Below are 18459 nucleotides of genomic sequence, written 5' to 3'. Positions count from 1 at the left end.
ATCAGCAGCTGGTCGGAAAGGCGCCGGACAGCCGGCGGTCGGTATGTCTGTTCCTGAGCGACACTGGTGTGCGCGCAGCGGGGGATGGACGCGTACGCCCAATCCCCGATTGTTGCAGCAAGTGGCCGTCAGCGGTTAGCGCCGCGGCGGTTGACCTGCACATGCGTGGCCGAATGGCGGGCCTCGCAAGGTAGGCTGCACCGCTTAAGACAGCGGCTTGGGTCGGTGGCGGCATGGTCCCTCCCGAGATCGATGTTGCCATGTGAAAACGATTACATGTCAGAATAAACCAATGCATTCGTTTGCAGGGGATTTCCTTGCAGGCGCATGCGGCGTCACCGCCGTCGGGAGGGCCGAGGGCAGGGCGCACAACTTACGTTGAGGCCGAAGATGGCGAAAGTGCAGTTGGAAGGTGTCCGCAAGGTCTACGAGAACGGCCAGGTCGCGGTGCAGGGTGCGAGCTTCGAGGTCGCCGATGGCGAGCTGATGGTGCTGGTCGGTCCGTCCGGCTGCGGCAAGTCGACCCTGTTGCGCATGATCGCCGGGCTCGAGGACATCAGCGCCGGCACGCTCAAGATCGGCGAGCGCGTGGTCAACGACGTGGCCCCCAAGGACCGCGACATCGCCATGGTGTTCCAGAGCTATGCGCTCTACCCGCACATGACCGTGGCCGAGAACCTGGCCTTCGGGCTCAAGCTGCGCGGCCACCCCAAGCAGGTCATCGCCGAGCGCGTCAACAACGCCGCCGAGCTGCTGGGGCTGACCCCGATGCTCGACAAGCTGCCCAAGGCGATGTCCGGCGGCCAGCGTCAGCGCGTGGCGCTGGGGCGGGCGATGGTGCGCGAGTCGTCGGTGTTCCTGCTCGACGAGCCGCTGTCCAATCTGGATGCCAAGCTGCGCCACAGCGTGCGTACCGAGATCGCGCAGCTGCATCGCAAGCTCGGCACCACGATGATCTACGTCACGCACGATCAGGTCGAGGCGATGACGCTGGGCCAGCGCATCGTGGTGCTCAAGGATGGGGTGATCCAACAGATCGACAGCCCGATGGCGCTGTACGACCGCCCGGCCAATCTGTTCGTGGCCGGATTCCTCGGCAGCCCGGCGATGAACGTGCTGCAGGGGCGCCTGGATGAGCAGGACGGCCTGCATCTGGTCATGGCCGATGGCTGGCGTGTGCCGCTGGGTGCGGCGCGGGTCGAGCGCAGCTGGTTCGGTCGCGAGGTGATCGTCGGCGTGCGTCCGGAGCACCTGCAGCCGTCAAACGACGCCGCGCTGGGCTTTGACGCGCGTATCGATGTGATCGAGCCGGTCGGCAACGAGATCTTCCTCAACCTCGACCGTGGCGGCCAGCCGCTGGTGATCCGGGTCGCACCGCAGGCCTTGCCGGCGGTGGGGGAGCAACTGCGCCTGGCACTGCGCAGCGAGGCGCTGCACTTCTTCGACCCGGCCAGCGGCGAACGGCTGGCGCTGGCCTAACGCGCCAGTCCCTGCACGAATGCAAGCGGGCGGGCGGCATGCGCGCCCGCCTGCAGCACGGCGTCGGCCTCCAGGGTCAGCTCCAGCGGCAGCACCGCCAGTGCAAGATCGCCCGCCACGCTGACCAGCGTGCCGACGGTGGCATCGCCCAGCAGCACGGCCTGGCCGGCCTCGGCCAGCGCATCGCTGCCAACGGCATCGACCTGCAGCAGCTGCAGCGCACGCTTGGCCTTGCCTAGAAAATGCGTACGCGCCACGATCTCCTGGCCCGGGTAGCAGCCCTTCTTGACGCTGAAGGCCTGCAGGCGATCCAGCGCCAGCTGCTGCGGCGTCCACTGCTCGCGTTGCGCATCGGGCAGGCGCGCCAGCCCCAGTTGTAGGTCCGTACGGCGCCACTCGGCGTCCATGCGCGGTACTTCGATAGGCGCGGCCAATGCCTCATCGTTCGTCAGCAACATCAGCGTGCGCGGCAGGGCAGGGCTGCCCAGGTCCAATTCGATACGCTGCGTTCCGATATCGGCCTGCGCGCCCTGGGCGCGCGCGGGCGCGGCAAGGCCGCCAAACGCCAAAAGCGCCGCCACGCCGATCTTGAGCTTGCGTCGGAACACAAAACGGCCGAGTTGCGTTGCGATCTCGGCCGCATTGCCATCGGGCAACAGCATCAGCAGGTGGGTGTCGTCCTCACGCAGGAGTGCGAAGATGGCGATCACGCGCCCCTTTGCCGTCAACCACGCATTCCACTGCCACTGCCCGATCGCCAGCGCCTGTACGTCGTTGGCAAATTGCGCATGCGCGAACGCCACTGCATCCGTCCCGATCAAGCGGACGTATTGCATGTCGTGCAGGGAGCCAAAACCCTGTGGAATAAGATTCAGGTTGTCAGCCATGGAAGGGGAGGACTAAAATCGCAATGTTGTGAGACCACTATGATAGGCCATCCAACCCCCACCCCAGCGCAGGATTCCGAGACGCAGCCTTCTCCTCAGGAGCATCTTCCCGAGAAGCAGCCACTGCCCAAGGAGATTGGTGGACGCGACGGCCCCGAGCCAACGCGCTACGGCGACTGGGAAAAAAATGGACGCTGCATCGATTTTTGAGCAGCTTTTAGCCACAGCGGTCTAGTGCCGCCCAGCCGAGAAAACGAGCCCAGCGAATGGCGATCCGCGAACGTCCTCTTTCCCCGCATCTCCAGGTGTACCGCTGGCAGATACAGATGGTGACCTCGATTCTCAATCGAGCCACTGGCATCGTACTGTCCATCGGCGCCCTGGCGATTGCTGCCGCCTTGCTGACATTGATGCTCGGCCCCGACCACTGGAATTGTTTCCGCGAGCACGCAGGCGCCTGGTACGGCCAGGTTTTCCTGTTCGGCTGGACCTGGTGCTTCGCGTTCCACCTGTTCGGTGGACTGCGCCACATCATGCAGGACTTCGGACAGGGCTATGCAGTGCGCTCGTTCGTCAGTCTTGGCTGGTTGTCGCTAATCCTGAGCTTCGTGCTCACCGCTGCGATCTGGGCCTATGTACTGCTGGCCGGAGGTGCCGTATGAACCGCTACCGTACCCCGCTGAAGAACGTGCGTGGCCTGGGTGCCGCCAAGACCGGCACCGAGCACTTCGTGGTGCAGCGCCTGACCGCCACCGCCCTGGTGCCGCTGTCGATCTGGTTCCTGATCTTCGTGCTGAGCCTGATCGGTGCCGATCACGCTGCGGCCAGCGCTGCCGTGGCCAAGCCCTGGAACGCGATCCTGTTGGTCGGCTTCCTGATCGCCTCGTTCTGGCATGCGCAGCTGGGCATGCAGGTGGTGCTGGAAGATTACGTGCACAACTCGCTGCTCGCGCTTGCTGCGCAGACCATCGTGCGCTTCGTCGCCGTGCTGGGCGCCATCGTCAGCGTGTTTGCCGTGGCGCGTATTGCGCTGGGCATCAGCTGAGTCGTCCGCGACCAAACAGGAATCCATAATTCGATGTCCGCTTACAAGATCACAGAACACAAGTACGACATGGTCGTGGTGGGCGCCGGCGGCGCCGGCCTGCGCGCCACGTTCGGCCTGGCCCAGAAGGGCCTGCAGACGGTCTGCCTGACCAAGGTCTTCCCGACCCGCTCGCATACCGTTGCGGCGCAGGGCGGCATTTCCGCCGCGCTGGGCAACATGGGCGAAGACGACTGGCGCTACCACTTCTACGACACCATCAAGGGCTCGGACTGGCTGGGCGACCAGGACGCGATCGAGTACATGTGCCGCGAGGCGATTCCGGCCATTATCGAGCTCGAGCACTACGGCGTGCCGTTCTCGCGGACCGAAGAGGGCAAGATCTACCAGCGCCCGTTCGGCGGCATGACCACCAAGTACGGCGAAGGCCCGTCCGCGCAGCGCACCTGCGCGGCGGCCGACCGTACCGGTCACGCGATGTTGCACACGCTGTACCAGCAGTCGCTGGCGCACAACGCACGCTTCATGATCGAGTACTTCGCACTCGACCTGATCTTCGACGAGGAAGGCGTCTGCCGCGGCGTGCTGGCGCTGGATATGGCCGATGGCAGCTTGCATCTGTTCCGCGCCCACGGCGTGGTGCTGGCCACCGGCGGCTATGGCCGTGCCTACTTCAGCGCCACCTCCGCCCACACCTGTACCGGTGACGGCGGCGGCCTGGTGATGCGTGCCGGCCTGCCGGTGCAAGACATGGAGTTCGTGCAGTTCCATCCCACCGGTATCTACGGTGCGGGCTGCCTGATCACCGAGGGCGTGCGTGGCGAAGGCGGCATCCTGCGCAACAGCAACGGCGAGCGCTTCATGGAGCGCTACGCACCGCATTACAAGGATCTGGCATCGCGCGACGTGGTATCGCGTTCGATGACAGTGGAGATCCGCGAAGGCCGTGGCGTGGGCGAGCACAAGGATCACATCCTGCTCGACCTGACCCACCTCGGCCCGGAAGTCATCAACGAAAAGCTGCCCGGCATCGCCGAGAGCGCGCACATCTTTGCCGGTGTGGACGTGACCAAGCAGCCGATTCCGGTGTTGCCGACCGTGCACTACAACATGGGCGGCATTCCGACCAACTTCTATGGCGAAGTCGTGCGCAAGCAGGGCGACAACCCGGATGCAGTCGTGCCGGGCCTGTACGCGATCGGCGAAGCTGCCTGCGTGTCGGTGCACGGTGCCAACCGCCTGGGTTCCAATTCGCTGCTGGATCTGGTGGTGTTCGGCCGTGCGGTGGCAAACCGCTGCGCCGAGACGGTCAAGCCCAACCAGCCGCACAAGACGCTGCCGTCCGATGCCTGCGACAAGGCGCTGGGCCTGCTGGACAAGCTGCGCTACGCCAACGGCTCCACGCCGACTTCGGTGATCCGCGACAACATGCAGCGCACCATGCAGTCGGACGCGGCAGTGTTCCGTACCAGCAAGACGCTGAAAGAGGGCGTCGACAAGATGGCCGAGATCTTCGCCAGCTTCGAGGACGTCAAGGTCTCGGACCGCTCGCTGGTGTGGAACTCGGACCTGATCGAAACCTACGAGTTGAACAACCTGCTGCTCAATGCAGTGGCGACGATCAACTCGGCCGAACAGCGGCATGAGAGCCGCGGCGCGCATTCGCACGAAGACTTTCCGGACCGCGACGACGTCAACTGGCAGAAGCACACGCTGGTCACCGTCGACGACAAGGGCAAGTGCGAGTTCGAATATCGTCCGGTGCACATGTACACGCTGAGCAAGGACGTGGACGTGGTCCCGCCGAAGCCGCGCGTTTACTGATCGATGCGCATGGATCGATCCGCTTTCGCATTGCCTCTGCTGGCCGGCCTGTCCGGGTACCGCAGCCGTGCACCGCGACAGCCGGATCGCCTCATGACGCAGGGGCAACGCCGGCAAGCCGCCGGCGGTTGCGCCACCGCCGCGGCGGTGGCATCCGTCATCTTTACCTTCATGCGCACGGTGCGGTTGTCGTTCGCACCGCGCATCGCCTGAGCCAACGAGAGCAGCTATGGCAGAGTTCACCCTCCCCAAGAATTCAAAGATCGGCAAGGGCAAGCATTACCCTGCACAGGGCGCCAAGAACACGCGCACCTTCAAGGTCTACCGCTGGGATCCGGATGGCGAAGCCAACCCGCGTACCGACAGCTATGAGATCGATCTCGACAAGTGCGGTCCGATGGTGTTGGACGCGCTGATCAAGATCAAGAACGAGATCGACCCGACGCTGGCGTTCCGTCGCTCCTGCCGCGAGGGCATCTGCGGCTCGTGCGCGATGAACATCGACGGCACCAATACGCTGGCCTGCACCAAGGCGATTGCCGCCTGCGGCAAGGCCGAGGTGCCGATCTATCCGCTGCCGCACATGAGCGTGATCAAGGACTTGGTGCCGGATCTGACGCATTTCTACGCGCAGTACGCGTCGATCAAGCCGTGGATCCGCACCCAGACCCCGCCGCCGCCGGACCGCGAGCGCCTGCAGTCGCCGGAAGACCGCCGCAAGCTCGATGGGTTGTACGAGTGCATCCTGTGCGCCTGCTGCTCGACCAGCTGCCCGAGCTACTGGTGGAATGGCGAGCGCTATCTGGGCCCGGCGATCCTGCTGCAGGCGTATCGCTGGATCATCGATTCGCGCGACGAAGACACCGGTGCGCGCCTGGACGACCTGGAAGATCCGTTCAAGCTGTATCGCTGCCACACCATCATGAACTGCGCGCGGACCTGCCCCAAGGGCCTGAACCCGGCGCTGGCGATTGCCGAGATCAAGAAGCTGATGATGGCGCGTCGCGCCTGATCGCAGGGCAATGCGGCCCCGCTTCGGCGGGGAGATGGTTCACAGCGGCACCGGCCCTTGGTCTGGTGCCGCTGTCGTTTTCGGTGCCGGCAAGGCGAGGTGGAGAGTGAGATGGATGAAGAAACGCTGTTGAAGAAACTGCGCTGGCGTTGCCGGCGCGGCATGCGCGAGCTCGATCAATTGTTCGGGCGCTATCTGGATCAACGCTGGGCGCAGGCTTCCGAATCCGAGCGCGCGGTTTTCCTACAGCTGCTGGATTGCGAAGACGATAAGTTGTGGCGCTGGTTCATGGGATACGAGGCCTGCCCCGATGCCGTCAACGCCGCACTCATCGCCGATATTCGCGCCATGCCGGCTTGAATGGCGACCCTCGCGCGGGCTTGCCTGCGCGCTGGGCGTGCTGAGCGCGCTCGCATTGTGGGCACTCTGGCGGAGTGGGGTGCCGCCATGGCTGGCGATGCTGTTGTCTGTCTATACGGTGTTGACCGGTGGACGATCACTGCGCCTGCTGTTGCGCTCGCCAGCGCGGGAAGTGATCGTGCCCTGGAGCGAAACGCCCGCCAGCGTTGACGGTGTGCAGGTGCAGGGCCTGCAGGTGGCGTGGCGCGGGCCGATCGCGGTGGTGGCGTGGACTGGCCTGGATGCACGTCGCCAACGCCTGCTTTTCTGGCCGGATACCTTGCCCGCAGCGCAGCGACGTGAACTGCGTCTGGCCGCTCAGGCACACGCCATTTCGTCCCGGCGGCCGCAAGTGGCACCATAGCGTCCCTTTCCTGGTTGAACCGCATGTTCAAACCTATCCCGGTTGCCATCGGCTTGCGCTACCTGCGTGCCAAGCGGCGCAATGGCTTCATCTCGTTTATCTCGATGGCATCGATCCTGGGCATCGCCCTGGGCGTGACCGTGCTGATCACCACGCTGGCGGTGATGAGCGGTTTCCAGAAGGAAATCCGCGACCGCCTGCTGCAGATGGCCGCGCATGCCACGGTCAGTGCGGACGGCGCGCCGATGCACGACTGGCAGCATGCTGTCGAGGTCGCCATGGCCGATCCGCGCATCGCCGGTGCCGCGCCCTACATCGAAACCGAATCGCTGCTGCAGGGCCCGCGCAAGCAGCCGGCGATCGTGCGCGGCATCGTTCCTGCCGAAGAGGGCAAGGTATCGGTGCTGGCCAAGAAGATGCAGCAGGGGTCGGTCGACAGCCTGACCCCGGGCTCCTACAACATCGTCATCGGCAAGGAGCTGGCGATCTGGCTGGGCGTGGACATGGGCGACAGCATCGTGGTGCTGCTCAGCGATACCCAGGCCACGCCGCTGGGCGCGATGCCGCGGCTCAAGCGCTTCACCGTCAGCGGAATCTTCGAGGCGGGCTACAACGAGATCGACCGCGGCCTGGCCGTGGTCAACATGCAGGACCTGGCACGCGTGCTGCGCATGGACGGCGTCACCGGCGTGCGGCTGCGCCTGCACGACATGGATCAGGCCTGGCCGGTGGCACGCGATCTGGCGGTGAAGTTGCATGGCCCGTACCGGGTCAGCGACTGGACCCAGGAGAACGCCAATCTCTACCACTCGTTGAAGATGGAAAAGACCGTGATGGGCATCCTGCTGTCGCTGATCGTGGCGATGGGCGCGTTCAACTTGGTGTCCTCGCAGGTGATGCTGGTCACCGACAAGCAGGCCGATATCGCCATCCTGCGCACCCTGGGCCTGTCGCCTGCTGGGGTGATGCAGGTGTTCATGGTGCAGGGTTCGTTGATCGGCTTCATGGGCACGATCATGGGCGTGATCGGCGGCATCGTGCTGACGCTCAACCTGGAGCGCATCCTGGGTGTGATCGAGACCATCTTCAGCGTCAAGCTGCTGCCCGAGGACGTGTATTACATCACCGGCTTGCCGACCGACATGCAGACCCAGGACGTGGTGGTGATCACCGTCGTCGCGCTGGTGATGAGTTTCCTGGCGACCTTGTATCCGGCATGGCGCGCCTCGCGCACGCAGCCGGCGGAGGCGCTGCGTTATGAATGAGATCAGGGAATCGGCCGTGCAAACGCCAAACCATGCAGAGGCGGTGATCCGCGCCGAGGGTCTGGGCAAGACCTACGCCGAGGGCAAGATGCGCACGCCGGTGTTCGACGGTCTGGATCTGACCGTGGCGACAGGCGAAACCGTGGCCATTGTCGGCGCCTCAGGGGCGGGCAAGAGCACGCTGCTGCATCTGCTCGGCGGCTTGGACATTCCGACCTCGGGCGAGGTGTACGTGGCCGGCCGGCGCATGTCAGCGTTGTCCGATGGCGAGCGCGGCAAGCTGCGCAATCAGGCCCTGGGTTTCGTCTACCAGTTCCATCATTTGCTGCCGGAATTCACCGCGCTGGAAAACGTGATGATGCCGGTACTGTTGTCCGGGAAAGAAGTGTCAGTGGCGCGGGCGCAGGCCTTGCAGTTGCTGGAATCGGTCGGGCTCGGACACCGCATCGAGCACAAGCCCAGCGAATTGTCCGGCGGCGAGCGTCAGCGTGCGGCGGTGGCGCGCGCACTGGTGAACAAGCCGGGCTGCGTGCTGGGCGATGAGCCCACCGGCAACCTGGACGACAAGACCGCCGAGACCGTGTTCGAGCTGATGCTGGAGCTCAACCGTGCACAGCGCACCAGTCTGGTCCTGGTGACGCACGATCGCAGTCTGGCGCGACGCCTGGACCGCGTGCTCGAGCTGCATCAGGGCAGGCTGCGCGAACTGGCACCTTCTGCGGTGTAAGAAGCACTGCCTGGCCGTCGGAATTCCTGGCGGCTGGGCGGCGGTGAACCCGCGGTCTCAGATTGAAGATCCTGGGGCTGATTGCGGGTGCATTCGCGTGATGCATCGACTGGCGGTGGCCACAGCATGCGCGCTCAGCACAAAGTGCCCGCGCGCAGCAACGCGCCGATGCTCGCGTCGACAGGAATTGCGTTGACAGGAAGAACGGTCGCCGCCACGGGTGTGGCGACGACCCAGCGCATCAGGGAATGATGCGCAGCGCGCGCAGGCGCGTGAACAGTTCCAGGAACGATGCACGGCTGTCGTAGAAATCCGTAAAGCCCAGTTCGCGGCTCTTGGTCATGTCGTTGACGCACTCGATCTCGCGGCCCAGGTCGGCATCGGTGTGCCACCAGGATGCCAATCGATTGACGTCGGCCTCCACCAGGCCATGCTGGCTGGCGATCTCGCTCCATATTGCCGGCGCGGTCTCGCTCAGGCGTGCCTCCAGCGGCTGCGGGGTCTCGGGGCAGGGCGCAGCGTCGAGCCCGAAGAAGTCGGCAATCTGGCTCCACATCCAGCGCCAGCGGAACACGTCGCCGTTGACGGTGTTGAAGGCCTGATTGCGTGCGGCCGGGCTCAGGCCGGCCCAGGCCAACTGCTTGCCGAGCAGGCCGGCATCGGTCAGGTCGGTGAGGCTGTTCCACTGCGCCTGCGAGCCGGGAAACACGAACGGCTGGCCGGTGTGCTTGCACAGCGATGCATACACCGCCAGCGTCACGCCCATGTTCATCGCATTGCTGCCATTGGCCATGCCGATCATGGTGTGCGAGCGATGCACGCTCCAGCCGAAGCCATGCTGCTCGGCATGTGCGAACAACAGGTCTTCTAGCGTGTAGTAGAAGTTCTCACCGGGCTGGCGCGGCTCGCTTTCGCGGAACGGCGTTTCCGCCTTGCCGCTGCCGTAGTTCTCGAACGCGCCCAGGTAATGCTTGGTGCCGGTGACCAGCGCCATGTGCTGCAGCGGCGCATCGCTCAGCGCTTCGCACAGATGCCGCATCATCGCGCCGTTGGCTTCGACGTTCTCGCGCTCGGTGTCGCGCCGTGTCCAGGTGCAGAAGAACACGTGGGTGATCGGCAGGCCACGCAGCGCGGTGCTGGTGCTGTCGGCATCCAGCAGATCGGCCGCAAGCGGGATCACGCCGTCCTGAGGCAGCGGGCGCCGTGCCAGGCCATAGACGGTCCAGCCATCGGCCACCAGGACATTGGCGAGGTTGTAACCGGAAATGCCGGTCACGCCGACAATCAGTGCAGTGCCTTTACGCATGGGGGAAGCTCCTCAGAAACAGTGGCGAACATAACGCGGCAGTCATGAAATCGAGGCGAATGCAGTCTGATACGGTTGCTGTGCGGCCTGCAGACGCTGTCCTGCCTGGCGCATCGCACGCGTGCGGCAGCACCTTCCACCGGCTGGATGTACCACGGCAGTCGCAGTCTTATTCCTACCGCGCAATGCGCCGCTCGCTGCTGTGCCCGACGCAGACGCTGGTCTAACTTGAGTCGGTGGATGGACCACGGCCGGGATGGCGACCGACAGCATGGATGCGTCAGCACAGGCACCGCCTACACCGCGGCGGATACCGACGATGACCGCGGCAGCGGCCTTGTTGCTGGGCATCGTGGTGTGCGCGTGGTCGCCTGCGCTGCTGTCGCGTGCGGTCTATGCGGCATGCCTTGCTGCAGCGGTGCTGGGCATCGGCCTCGGCACATGGCTGCGTCCGCGGCGGATCGTGTTGGTGGGGACACTGGCCAGCGCGGTGTTCGGTTTCGGCCTGATGGGCTGGCAGGTCACCGGCGTCCTGCAGGCACAATTGCACCCGCAGGATGAAGCGCGGGAACTGACCGTGCGCGGGCAGGTTGTCGAACTGCCGGTCGCCGAGCCACGACGCACGCGCTTTCAGCTGCGCGTGGATGACGATCCCGCACAGCCTGCCGCACTGCGCGGCAAGCTGCTGCAGCTGGCCTGGTATGACGACTTCGGTGCCGAGCGCATCGGGCCGCGTGCCGCGCTGCGCGCGGGCGCCGCCTGGCAGCTGCGGCTCAAGCTGCGTGCGCCGCGCGGCTTGCGCAACCCTGGTGGCTTCGATGCCGAGCGGCAGGCACTGGCGCAGCGCATTGCCGCCAGCGGCTATGTGCGGGTGCCGATTGCGGCGCGGCAGACCGCTGCACCGCGCGGCGTGGATGCCTGGCGCGAAGCGATGTCGCAGCGCATTGCCGACCGCGTGCCTGGATCATCGGCGCCTTACCTGCGCGCGCTCGCCCTGGGCGACACGCGCGGGCTGGACGACGCAGCCTGGGCCACGCTGCGTGCGACCGGGCTCAGCCATCTGATTGCGATCTCGGGATTTCATGTGGGGCTGGTCGCTGCATTCGTCGCCCTGCTGGTCGCCGGACTCTGGCGAGCCTGGCCGGTGCTTGGAACGCGGATTCCGCGGTCCCATGTAGCTGCGGTCGCCGCCTTGTTCGGTGCCGCAGGCTATGCGGCGCTGGCGGGCCTGGCGCTGCCGACGGTGCGCACCGTGCTGATGATTGCCGTGGTCGCCCTGGCGCGGGTGCTGCGGCGGCGCGTCAGCACCGTGCAGATCCTCGCGCTGGCCTTGTTGGCAGTGCTGCTGTGGGACCCGCTCAGCGTGCTGGTGGCGGGCTTCTGGCTCAGCTTTGCCGGGGTGGCCTGGCTGGTGTGGTGCCTGCCAGCGGACGATCGCGCGGTCGTGCGCGGCTTCCTGTCCGCCCAGACCGTCGCCACTGTTGGCCTGCTGCCGTTGACCGTCAGCCTGTTCGGCCAGGCATCGCTGGTGGGGCCATTGGCCAATCTGCTCGCCATTCCCTGGTGGACTTTTGTAGTAGTGCCGCTCGCCTTGCTGGGCACCGGGCTGGAAGCAGTACATCCGGGAGCGGGCGTGTGGGCATGGCGATTGGCTGGTTGGTGCTTCGAGCTGACTTGGCCAGGCCTGGTCTGGCTTGGACAGACCTCGGTGGCGTTGTGGTGGGTACCCGAGTCCGATGCGCTCGCATTGGTCGCGGCCTTGCTCGGCGCGTTCTGGTTGCTGCTGCCGCGCGGCGCGCCCGGCAAATCCATGGCGCTGTTGTTGTGGTTGCCGCTGCTGTGGCCGGACCGCGAGCTGCCCGCGGCCGGCGAAGCCGACGTGCAGGTGCTGGACGTGGGGCAGGGTCTGGCCGTGCTGGTACGCACGCAACGGCATGCATTGCTGTTCGACACCGGCCCGGCGGTGCGCGATGGCTTCGATGCGGGCGAGCGGGTAGTGCTGCCGGCCTTGCGCGCGCTCGGGGTGCGCCGCCTGGATGCCATCGTGCTCAGTCACGCCGACGCCGACCATGCCGGCGGCTATGCAGCGGTGCGTGCGGGATTACCCGTGGCGATGACTGCGGCACCGCCACAGGCGCCACTGGACGTCAGCACCCGCTGCCGTGCCGGCCAGCAATGGGCATGGGACGGGGTGCGCTTTGGCTTCCTGCACCCCAGCGCCGGCTTTCCGTATCTGCGCAATCAGTCCAGTTGCGTGCTGCGCATCGAGACGCGATATGGAAGCGCCTTGTTGCCGGGCGATATCGGCGAGCTCGTCGAGCGCCGCCTGCTGCGTGAACATGCCGCGGAGTTACGTGCCGATCTGGTGGTGGTCCCGCACCACGGCAGCGCCGACGGCTCGCATGCCGCTTTCATCGCCGCCACCGGCGCGCGGCTGGCGCTGGTGTCCTCCGGGCACGGCAATCGCTTCGGTCACCCGCGTGCCGAGGTGGTGCAGCGCTGGCAGGGCAGTGGCGCCGAGTTGCTCGACACGGCCCGGGCCGGGGCAATCCGGGTCTGGCTGGGCGCCGACGGCCTGCAGGTACGCGAGCGGCGGCGCTGGCAGCCACGGCTCTGGGATGCTGCGGAACGGCGGCGGTCGGCTGCTATCCTATCGACCAGCGAATAGGCGGCCGCGTTGCCGGAGGAATCGAATCGTGTTGGAGCTGGTCAAGGCAGGCGGTTGGCCGATGGTGCCGTTGCTGTTGCTGGGCGTGATTGCGCTGGCGATCGTGCTAGAGCGTCTGTGGAGCCTGCGCCGCAACGAGGTGACCCCGCCAGGTCTGGGCGAGGAGGTCCGCAACTGGGCCGCGCGCGGCAAACTGGATCCCAGCCACATCGAGTCGCTGCGGCGCAATTCGCCGCTGGGCGCCTTGCTGGCCGCAGCGCTGGACGTGCGCGGTCGTCCGCGTGAATTGATTCGCGAGCGTATCGAGGACACCGGCCGGCATGTGGTGCACCGCATGGAGCGCTATCTGAATGCCTTGGGCACGATCGCTTCGGCCGGGCCGCTGCTGGGACTGCTGGGCACGGTGGTCGGCATGATCCAGATGTTCCTGGGCATCCTCGATCACGGCGTGGGCGATGTGAACCAGCTGGCCGGCGGCATCGGCAAGGCGCTGGTGTGCACGGCCACCGGCATGATCATCGCGGTACCGGCATTGATGGCGCATCGCTTCTTCAAGGGCCGCATCGCCGGTTACATCATCGAGATGGAGCAGGAAGCCACCTTGTTGCTGGACACGATGGACGGCCGCGTGGTGCCAGCCGCCACGGCGCCGGTCGCGGCAGCTGGCAAACCCGTCATGGCAAAGGGCTGACGGATGCGCATCGGCAGTGACCGAGGCCAGGACGAGCCGCATATCGATCTGGTGCCATTGATTGACGTCATCCTTGTCCTCATCATCTTTTTCGTGGTGACCACGACTTTCGACGCACGCTCCACGCTGCAATTGCAGCTGCCGACCGCCAGCGACCAGCACAGCAGCACACCGCCACGTTCGCTGAGCGTGCTGGTCAATGCCGATGGGCGTTATTTCATCAACGATCAGGAAGTGCTGCGCTCGGACGTGGACTCGCTCAAGCAGACCATCGCCCAGCTCGCCGGCGACGACCGCGAGCAGACGGTGTTGCTGCGCGCCGATGCACGCACGCCGTATCAAGCGGTGGTGACCGCGCAGGATGCATTGGGGCAACTCGGCTTCCGCCGCATCGCGATCGCCACAGCGCCTCAAGCCGGGGCGACATCCACGACCGGCCAGACCCGCACTAACGGAACCCGCCAGTGACCACCTCCAACGACCGCCCGGCGCCAGTTTCGTCCTGGCGCACGTACCGTCGCCTGCTGGCCTTCGCCAAGCCGTATCGCCTGTTGCTGGTTGCCGCGCTGATTGCCGCGCTGATCGAGGCGGCCGGCACGACCGGCTTCCTGGCGTTGATGAAGCCGATCACCGACGAGACCTTCATCTACAAGAATGCCGAAGTCAGTCGCTGGCTGCCGGTGCAGATCATCCTGTTGTTCGTGGTGCGCGGCGTCGCCGGCTACATCACCGATATGGCGATGGGCAAATCCGCACGCAGCATCGCGCGCGACCTGCGCGTCAAGGTGATGTCCAAATATCTGCGCCTGCCGGGATCGCGCTTCGACTCCGAACCGGTGCCGTCGATGCTGATCCGCCTGGGCTCGGACTCGGATCAGGTGGCGCAGGCGGCGGTGGATGCGGTCAAGGTGATGATCCAGCAGTCACTGCAGGTGATCGGTGCGCTGGCGCTGATGCTGTGGCATAGCTGGCAGGTCACGCTGACCATCCTGGTGCTGGCGCCGGTGCTGGCCTGGGTGATGGACAAGGTGGCGCGGCGCTATCGGCGCATCAGCCACAGCATCCAGGAAAGCGGCGCGCATCTGCTGCAGGCGGCCGACCAGACCTTGTCCAGCCATCAGGAGGTCAAGATCTACGGTGCCCAGCAGACCGAAATGGAGCGCTACGGCGCGCTGGCCGACCGCAATCTGCGTCTGGCAATGAAGGTCGAATCCACGCGGGGCATTTCCACCGCCACGGTGCAGATGATCGGTGCGATCGGCCTGTCGGCGCTGTTGTTCGTGGCCGGGGCCCAGGCACTGGCCGGGCGGCTGACCGCCGGCGACTTCGTGGTGCTGATGACCTCGATGCTGACGATCATCCCGGGCCTCAAGCAGCTCACCAATGTGCAGAACATGGTGCAGCGCGGCCTGGCCTCGGCCGAGCGCCTGTTCTCGGTGCTCGACAGTCCCGACGAGCCGGACCAGGGCGCGGTGCCGCTGACGCGCGCCAAGGGCCTGATCGAATTCCGCAATGTCACTGCACGCTATCCGGGCCAGGTGAACCCGGCCCTGGCCGAGGTCAGTTTCGTGGCGCAACCGGGCACGGTGACGGCGATCGTCGGGCGTTCCGGCAGCGGCAAGTCCAGCCTGATCAAGTTGATCCCGCGCTTCTACGAAGCAGAGTCCGGGCAGATCCTGCTCGACGGGCACCCGGTGCAGGCGTACGCGCTGGCCGATCTGAGGCGGCAGATCGCGCTGGTCGGCCAGCAGGTCATGCTGTTCGACGGCAGCATCGCCGACAACGTCGCCTACGGCGAAATGCGCAGTGCCGATGCCGGCCAGCTGGAACGCGCCATCCTGGGCGCCAACGCGATGGAGTTCGTCGCGCAGCTGCCCGAAGGCCTGCAGTCGCATGTGGGCACCAAGGGCGGGCGCCTGTCCGGCGGCCAGCGCCAGCGTCTGGCGATCGCGCGCGCAATGCTCAAGGACGCGCCGATCCTGATCCTGGACGAAGCCACCGCGGCGCTGGACAACGAATCCGAACGCCTGGTGCAGGACGCCTTGCACAAGCTGATGCCGGACCGCACCACGCTGGTGATCGCGCACCGCCTGTCTACCATCGAGCATGCCGACCAGGTGCTGGTGATGGACCAGGGCCGTATCGTCGAGCGCGGCACCCATCACCAATTGCTGGAGCAGGGCGGCTTGTACTCGCACCTGCACGGCATGCAGTTCCGCGAACGTCAGGCATGAGCAAGCGCGGCACCCGCACGCCGGGTTACTGGTACGACAATGCGCCGATCCCGCTGTCGGCGCGCCTGCTGGCGCCGGTCTACGGCGCTGCCATCGCGCTGCGACGCGCCCTGTATCGCCGCGGCTGGCGCAAGCGCCACGGCGTGCCGGTGCCGGTGATCGTGGTGGGCAACGTCACTGCCGGCGGCACCGGCAAGACGCCGTTGACGATTGCTCTGGTCGCCAAGTTGCAGGAGGCCGGCTGGACGCCCGGCGTGGCCAGCCGCGGGTATGGCCGTGACGAATCGGGCACGGCGCGCTGGGTCGAGGCGGACACGCCGGTCGCGCTCGGCGGCGACGAGCCGGTCCTGATCGCCTGGAAGACCGGTGCCCGCGTACGCGTGGACAGCGATCGTCTGGCTGCGGCGCGCGCCCTGGTCGAAGCGGGCTGCGACATCGTCGTCTGCGACGACGGGCTGCAGCACTACCGGCTGGCCCGCGATGTCGAGATCGAAGTGGTCGATGGCCAGCGCCGCTACGGCAATGGGCGTCTGCTGCCGGCCGGGCCGCTGCGCGAGCCAGCTGCACGTGCACGCGACTGCGATTTCCGCGTGGTCAATCTGGGCCAGGCCAGCGCAGCAGCGACCGCACCCGCGCCTGATGACACCGGATTCGGCGAATGGCAGATGCGCCTGAGCATCGACAGCGTGCAGCCGATGGATGGCAAGCGCGCTCAGCCATTGAGCCGGCTGGCCGGCCAGCGCGTGCATGCCGTGGCCGGGATCGCGCACCCGGAACGCTTCTTCGCGATGCTGCGTGCGCGCGGCATCGGTGTAGTGCCGCATGCCTTCCCTGATCATCACGTGTATCGCGCGGCGGATTTCAGTTTCGGCAGCCGTTTGCCAGTGCTGATGACCGAAAAGGATGCGGTGAAATGCAGGCCATTTGCCGACGAATGGCTGTACAGCGTGCCGCTCAAGGCGGAGCTGCCGGCGGCGTTCTGGGTGAGCCTGCTGGATCGACTGGACAAGTTGGCCAGCCGGCAGGGCGTGTGAACGCTGCGCCGGCAGGGCGATCTGCGGCTTGGTTGCAGGGTCCTTGCCGACTCACCGTCGTGGGACACGCCGCAAGAACATCAAGGTCCCGCGACGGTGGGTGGGCAAAGACCAATCAAGATGTCGGTGTGCCTGTGCGAGCAGTGCATGCAGCGGCGCGTAGTGCTGATGTAGGGCATCGCTGCTCAACTGAACACCGCGACTTCGCTCAATCACACCACGACATCATGCGATTCGATTATCTCGTTTCTTCCACTCTTCCTGTTTTCCAGAGCGCGCACGCATGACTAACTCAACGCCTGCAGATTTCGTCGTCGCCATTCCCGCACGCTACGCTTCCACGCGCTTGCCGGGCAAGCCGCTGCAGTTGATCGGCGATCGCCCGATGATCCAGCATGTGGCCGAGCGGGCGCTGCTGGCCGGCGCGCGCGAGGTCTGGGTGGCCACCGACGATGCACGCATTGCCGAGGTGGTCGAAGGCCTGTCCGGCGTGCATGTGGCGATGACCGGCGACGCGCACGCATCGGGTACCGACCGGCTTGCCGAATGCGCGCGGATCGCCGGATGGGAAGCCGAGACCTGCGTGGTGAACCTGCAGGGCGACGAGCCGTTCGCGCCGGCCGCCGGCATCCGTGCGGTGGCCGAGCTGCTGCTGCACTCCGGCGCCGAAATGGCCACGCTGGCCGCACAGGTCGACGGCGCGCACGAACTGTTCGATCCGAACGTGGTCAAGCTGGTGCGTAACGCAGGTGGCGACGCCTTGTACTTCAGTCGCGCGCCGATTCCCTGGCATCGCGACAGCTTCGCCAGTCAGCGCGACAGCTTGCCCGGTGACGGGCAATGGCTGCGCCATATCGGGATCTACGCCTACCGCGCAGGATTTCTGCAGCGCTTCGCGGCAATGCCGCCCGGCATGCTGGAGCGCATCGAGTCGCTGGAACAATTGCGCGTGATGGAGGCCGGCTACCGTATCGCGGTGGCGTTGACGCCGGAGCAGTTTCCGGCCGGCATCGATACCCCGGACGATCTGGCGCGCGCGCAAACCCGCGTGGCGGCGGCATGAGGGTGCTGATCGTGTGTCTGGGCAATATCTGCCGCTCGCCGATGGGCGAGGGCGCCCTGCGTGCGCGGCTGGACGAGGCGCGGCTGTCGCGGCGGATCGAGGTCGATTCCGCCGGCACCGGCGACTGGCATGCCGGCGATCCGCCGGACCCACGCGCGATTCGCTGCGCACGCGGCCATGGCGTGGACATCTCCGGGTTGCGCGCGCGCCAGGTGCGCGGCGCCGACTTCGAACACTTCGACTGGTTGCTGTGCGCCGATGGCAGCAATCTGCGCGATCTGCAACGCCTCGCCCCGGCGCCGCTGCGCGACAAGGTCGCGCTCTGGCTGCCCTGGGCCGGTGTGGAAGAGCGTGACGATATCCCCGACCCCTACACCGGCGGCATGGACGATTTCGAGCGTGCCTGGCAACTGGTCGATACCGCTGCGCGCCAGACCGTGGCCAGACTCACCCGCAGCTAA

The 18459-nt window shown here is 66.1% G+C and carries 19 protein-coding genes and 1 pseudogene; 18 read left to right on the top strand and 2 right to left on the bottom strand.

The features are described 5' to 3' along the window. Positions 1 to 390: 390 nt before the first annotated feature. On the top strand, positions 391 to 1479 hold the full coding sequence (gene ugpC / locus DGN21_RS10660) for a sn-glycerol-3-phosphate ABC transporter ATP-binding protein UgpC (protein ID WP_024938691.1): 1089 nt from the start codon (positions 391 to 393) through the stop codon (positions 1477 to 1479). Here ugpC and DGN21_RS10655 read toward each other — a convergent pair. Next, positions 1476 to 2366, bottom strand: coding sequence for a folate-binding protein YgfZ (locus tag DGN21_RS10655; protein ID WP_126966120.1), 891 nt, complete (start codon positions 2364 to 2366; stop codon positions 1476 to 1478). The two genes, ugpC and DGN21_RS10655, sit on opposite strands and share 4 nt — an antisense overlap. On the opposite strand from DGN21_RS10655, the gene DGN21_RS20305 reads away from it, so the two are divergent. The 10 genes from DGN21_RS20305 (at position 2268) to lolD (ending at position 9002) form a co-directional block, all read left to right on the top strand. Next, the gene (locus DGN21_RS20305; protein ID WP_228599687.1) at positions 2268 to 2576 is read left to right on the top strand and encodes a DUF1674 domain-containing protein; all 309 of its coding nucleotides are present in this window, start codon (positions 2268 to 2270) and stop codon (positions 2574 to 2576) included. The genes DGN21_RS10655 and DGN21_RS20305 overlap by 99 nt on opposite strands. Before the next feature lie 56 nt (positions 2577 to 2632). Beyond that, complete coding sequence (gene sdhC / locus DGN21_RS10645) at positions 2633 to 3028, top strand: succinate dehydrogenase, cytochrome b556 subunit (RefSeq protein ID WP_026064344.1); 396 nt, start codon at positions 2633 to 2635, stop codon at positions 3026 to 3028. Then, entirely contained in the window at positions 3025 to 3411 is a 387-nt protein-coding gene (gene sdhD / locus DGN21_RS10640; RefSeq protein ID WP_016902592.1) for a succinate dehydrogenase, hydrophobic membrane anchor protein, read from the top strand. Before sdhC ends, sdhD begins: the two co-directional genes overlap by 4 nt. Before the next feature lie 33 nt (positions 3412 to 3444). After that, positions 3445 to 5235: a succinate dehydrogenase flavoprotein subunit gene (gene sdhA, locus DGN21_RS10635; protein WP_016902591.1), complete on the top strand. Its 1791-nt coding sequence runs from the start codon at positions 3445 to 3447 to the stop codon at positions 5233 to 5235. Between the two features lie 3 nt (positions 5236 to 5238). Continuing rightward, a complete protein-coding gene (locus DGN21_RS10630) occupies positions 5239 to 5448 on the top strand; it encodes a hypothetical protein (RefSeq protein ID WP_024938687.1) in 210 nt (69 codons plus the stop codon). A 16-nt stretch (positions 5449 to 5464) separates the two neighbouring features. Then, positions 5465 to 6247 (top strand): succinate dehydrogenase iron-sulfur subunit, encoded by a 783-nt coding sequence (locus DGN21_RS10625; RefSeq protein WP_024938686.1) that lies wholly within the window; start codon positions 5465 to 5467, stop codon positions 6245 to 6247. 111 nt (positions 6248 to 6358) lie between these two features. Next, positions 6359 to 6607, top strand: a complete 249-nt coding sequence (locus DGN21_RS10620) for a succinate dehydrogenase assembly factor 2 (RefSeq protein ID WP_016902588.1) — start codon at positions 6359 to 6361, stop codon at positions 6605 to 6607. Beyond that, positions 6558 to 7010 carry a hypothetical protein gene (locus tag DGN21_RS10615; RefSeq protein WP_104542253.1) on the top strand — a complete coding sequence of 151 codons (453 nt, stop codon included), beginning with the start codon at positions 6558 to 6560 and terminating at the stop codon, positions 7008 to 7010. The genes DGN21_RS10620 and DGN21_RS10615 overlap by 50 nt, the downstream gene beginning before the upstream one ends. A 23-nt stretch (positions 7011 to 7033) precedes the next feature. Then, positions 7034 to 8275, top strand: a complete 1242-nt coding sequence (locus DGN21_RS10610; RefSeq protein ID WP_024938683.1) for a lipoprotein-releasing ABC transporter permease subunit — start codon at positions 7034 to 7036, stop codon at positions 8273 to 8275. Further along, positions 8268 to 9002 (top strand): lipoprotein-releasing ABC transporter ATP-binding protein LolD, encoded by a 735-nt coding sequence (lolD, locus tag DGN21_RS10605; protein ID WP_160955145.1) that lies wholly within the window; start codon positions 8268 to 8270, stop codon positions 9000 to 9002. The genes DGN21_RS10610 and lolD overlap by 8 nt, the downstream gene beginning before the upstream one ends. 241 nt (positions 9003 to 9243) lie before the next feature. Here lolD and DGN21_RS10600 read toward each other — a convergent pair whose 3' ends face one another. Next, positions 9244 to 10308: an SDR family oxidoreductase gene (locus DGN21_RS10600; protein ID WP_039521715.1), complete on the bottom strand. Its 1065-nt coding sequence runs from the start codon at positions 10306 to 10308 to the stop codon at positions 9244 to 9246. 256 nt (positions 10309 to 10564) lie between these two features. Between DGN21_RS10600 and DGN21_RS10595 the strand changes: the two are divergent. The 7 genes and pseudogenes from DGN21_RS10595 to DGN21_RS10565 form a co-directional block, all read left to right on the top strand. Beyond that, a pseudogene (locus DGN21_RS10595) lies at positions 10565 to 13111 on the top strand (DNA internalization-related competence protein ComEC/Rec2); the annotation flags it as partial. Then, complete coding sequence (locus DGN21_RS10590) at positions 13005 to 13667, top strand: MotA/TolQ/ExbB proton channel family protein (protein WP_039514427.1); 663 nt, start codon at positions 13005 to 13007, stop codon at positions 13665 to 13667. The pseudogene DGN21_RS10595 and the gene DGN21_RS10590, both read left to right, overlap by 107 nt. A 3-nt stretch (positions 13668 to 13670) precedes the next feature. Next, the gene (locus tag DGN21_RS10585) at positions 13671 to 14135 is read left to right on the top strand and encodes a biopolymer transporter ExbD (RefSeq protein ID WP_024938679.1); all 465 of its coding nucleotides are present in this window, start codon (positions 13671 to 13673) and stop codon (positions 14133 to 14135) included. Beyond that, the gene (gene msbA, locus DGN21_RS10580) at positions 14132 to 15901 is read left to right on the top strand and encodes a lipid A export permease/ATP-binding protein MsbA (RefSeq protein ID WP_016902580.1); all 1770 of its coding nucleotides are present in this window, start codon (positions 14132 to 14134) and stop codon (positions 15899 to 15901) included. Before DGN21_RS10585 ends, msbA begins: the two co-directional genes overlap by 4 nt. Then, on the top strand, positions 15898 to 16935 hold the full coding sequence (gene lpxK / locus DGN21_RS10575; RefSeq protein WP_102581629.1) for a tetraacyldisaccharide 4'-kinase: 1038 nt from the start codon (positions 15898 to 15900) through the stop codon (positions 16933 to 16935). The genes msbA and lpxK overlap by 4 nt, the downstream gene beginning before the upstream one ends. A gap of 283 nt (positions 16936 to 17218) precedes the next feature. Beyond that, positions 17219 to 17998, top strand: a complete 780-nt coding sequence (gene kdsB, locus DGN21_RS10570) for a 3-deoxy-manno-octulosonate cytidylyltransferase (protein WP_126966122.1) — start codon at positions 17219 to 17221, stop codon at positions 17996 to 17998. Next, positions 17995 to 18459, top strand: coding sequence for a low molecular weight protein-tyrosine-phosphatase (locus tag DGN21_RS10565; protein WP_047125313.1), 465 nt, complete (start codon positions 17995 to 17997; stop codon positions 18457 to 18459). Before kdsB ends, DGN21_RS10565 begins: the two co-directional genes overlap by 4 nt.

The organism is Xanthomonas sp. MLO165 (genome assembly GCF_018831305.1).
Classification (GTDB): domain Bacteria; phylum Pseudomonadota; class Gammaproteobacteria; order Xanthomonadales; family Xanthomonadaceae; genus Xanthomonas; species Xanthomonas arboricola.
The sequence above is the reverse complement of the archived record's forward strand: the minus strand, read 5'-3'. Positions and strand labels throughout refer to the sequence as shown.

Coding starts and splice junctions, on each gene's coding strand:
- ugpC (WP_024938691.1), top strand. CDS start 391: ATGGCGAAAGTGCAGTTGGAAGGTGTCCGCAAGGTCTACGAGAACGGC.
- DGN21_RS20305 (WP_228599687.1), top strand. CDS start 2,268: ATGCGCGAACGCCACTGCATCCGTCCCGATCAAGCGGACGTATTGCAT.
- DGN21_RS10655 (WP_126966120.1), bottom strand. CDS start 2,366: ATGGCTGACAACCTGAATCTTATTCCACAGGGTTTTGGCTCCCTGCAC.
- sdhC (WP_026064344.1), top strand. CDS start 2,633: ATGGCGATCCGCGAACGTCCTCTTTCCCCGCATCTCCAGGTGTACCGC.
- sdhD (WP_016902592.1), top strand. CDS start 3,025: ATGAACCGCTACCGTACCCCGCTGAAGAACGTGCGTGGCCTGGGTGCC.
- sdhA (WP_016902591.1), top strand. CDS start 3,445: ATGTCCGCTTACAAGATCACAGAACACAAGTACGACATGGTCGTGGTG.
- DGN21_RS10630 (WP_024938687.1), top strand. CDS start 5,239: ATGCGCATGGATCGATCCGCTTTCGCATTGCCTCTGCTGGCCGGCCTG.
- DGN21_RS10625 (WP_024938686.1), top strand. CDS start 5,465: ATGGCAGAGTTCACCCTCCCCAAGAATTCAAAGATCGGCAAGGGCAAG.
- DGN21_RS10620 (WP_016902588.1), top strand. CDS start 6,359: ATGGATGAAGAAACGCTGTTGAAGAAACTGCGCTGGCGTTGCCGGCGC.
- DGN21_RS10615 (WP_104542253.1), top strand. CDS start 6,558: ATGCCGTCAACGCCGCACTCATCGCCGATATTCGCGCCATGCCGGCTT.
- DGN21_RS10610 (WP_024938683.1), top strand. CDS start 7,034: ATGTTCAAACCTATCCCGGTTGCCATCGGCTTGCGCTACCTGCGTGCC.
- lolD (WP_160955145.1), top strand. CDS start 8,268: ATGAATGAGATCAGGGAATCGGCCGTGCAAACGCCAAACCATGCAGAG.
- DGN21_RS10600 (WP_039521715.1), bottom strand. CDS start 10,308: ATGCGTAAAGGCACTGCACTGATTGTCGGCGTGACCGGCATTTCCGGT.
- DGN21_RS10585 (WP_024938679.1), top strand. CDS start 13,671: ATGCGCATCGGCAGTGACCGAGGCCAGGACGAGCCGCATATCGATCTG.
- lpxK (WP_102581629.1), top strand. CDS start 15,898: ATGAGCAAGCGCGGCACCCGCACGCCGGGTTACTGGTACGACAATGCG.
- kdsB (WP_126966122.1), top strand. CDS start 17,219: ATGACTAACTCAACGCCTGCAGATTTCGTCGTCGCCATTCCCGCACGC.
- DGN21_RS10565 (WP_047125313.1), top strand. CDS start 17,995: ATGAGGGTGCTGATCGTGTGTCTGGGCAATATCTGCCGCTCGCCGATG.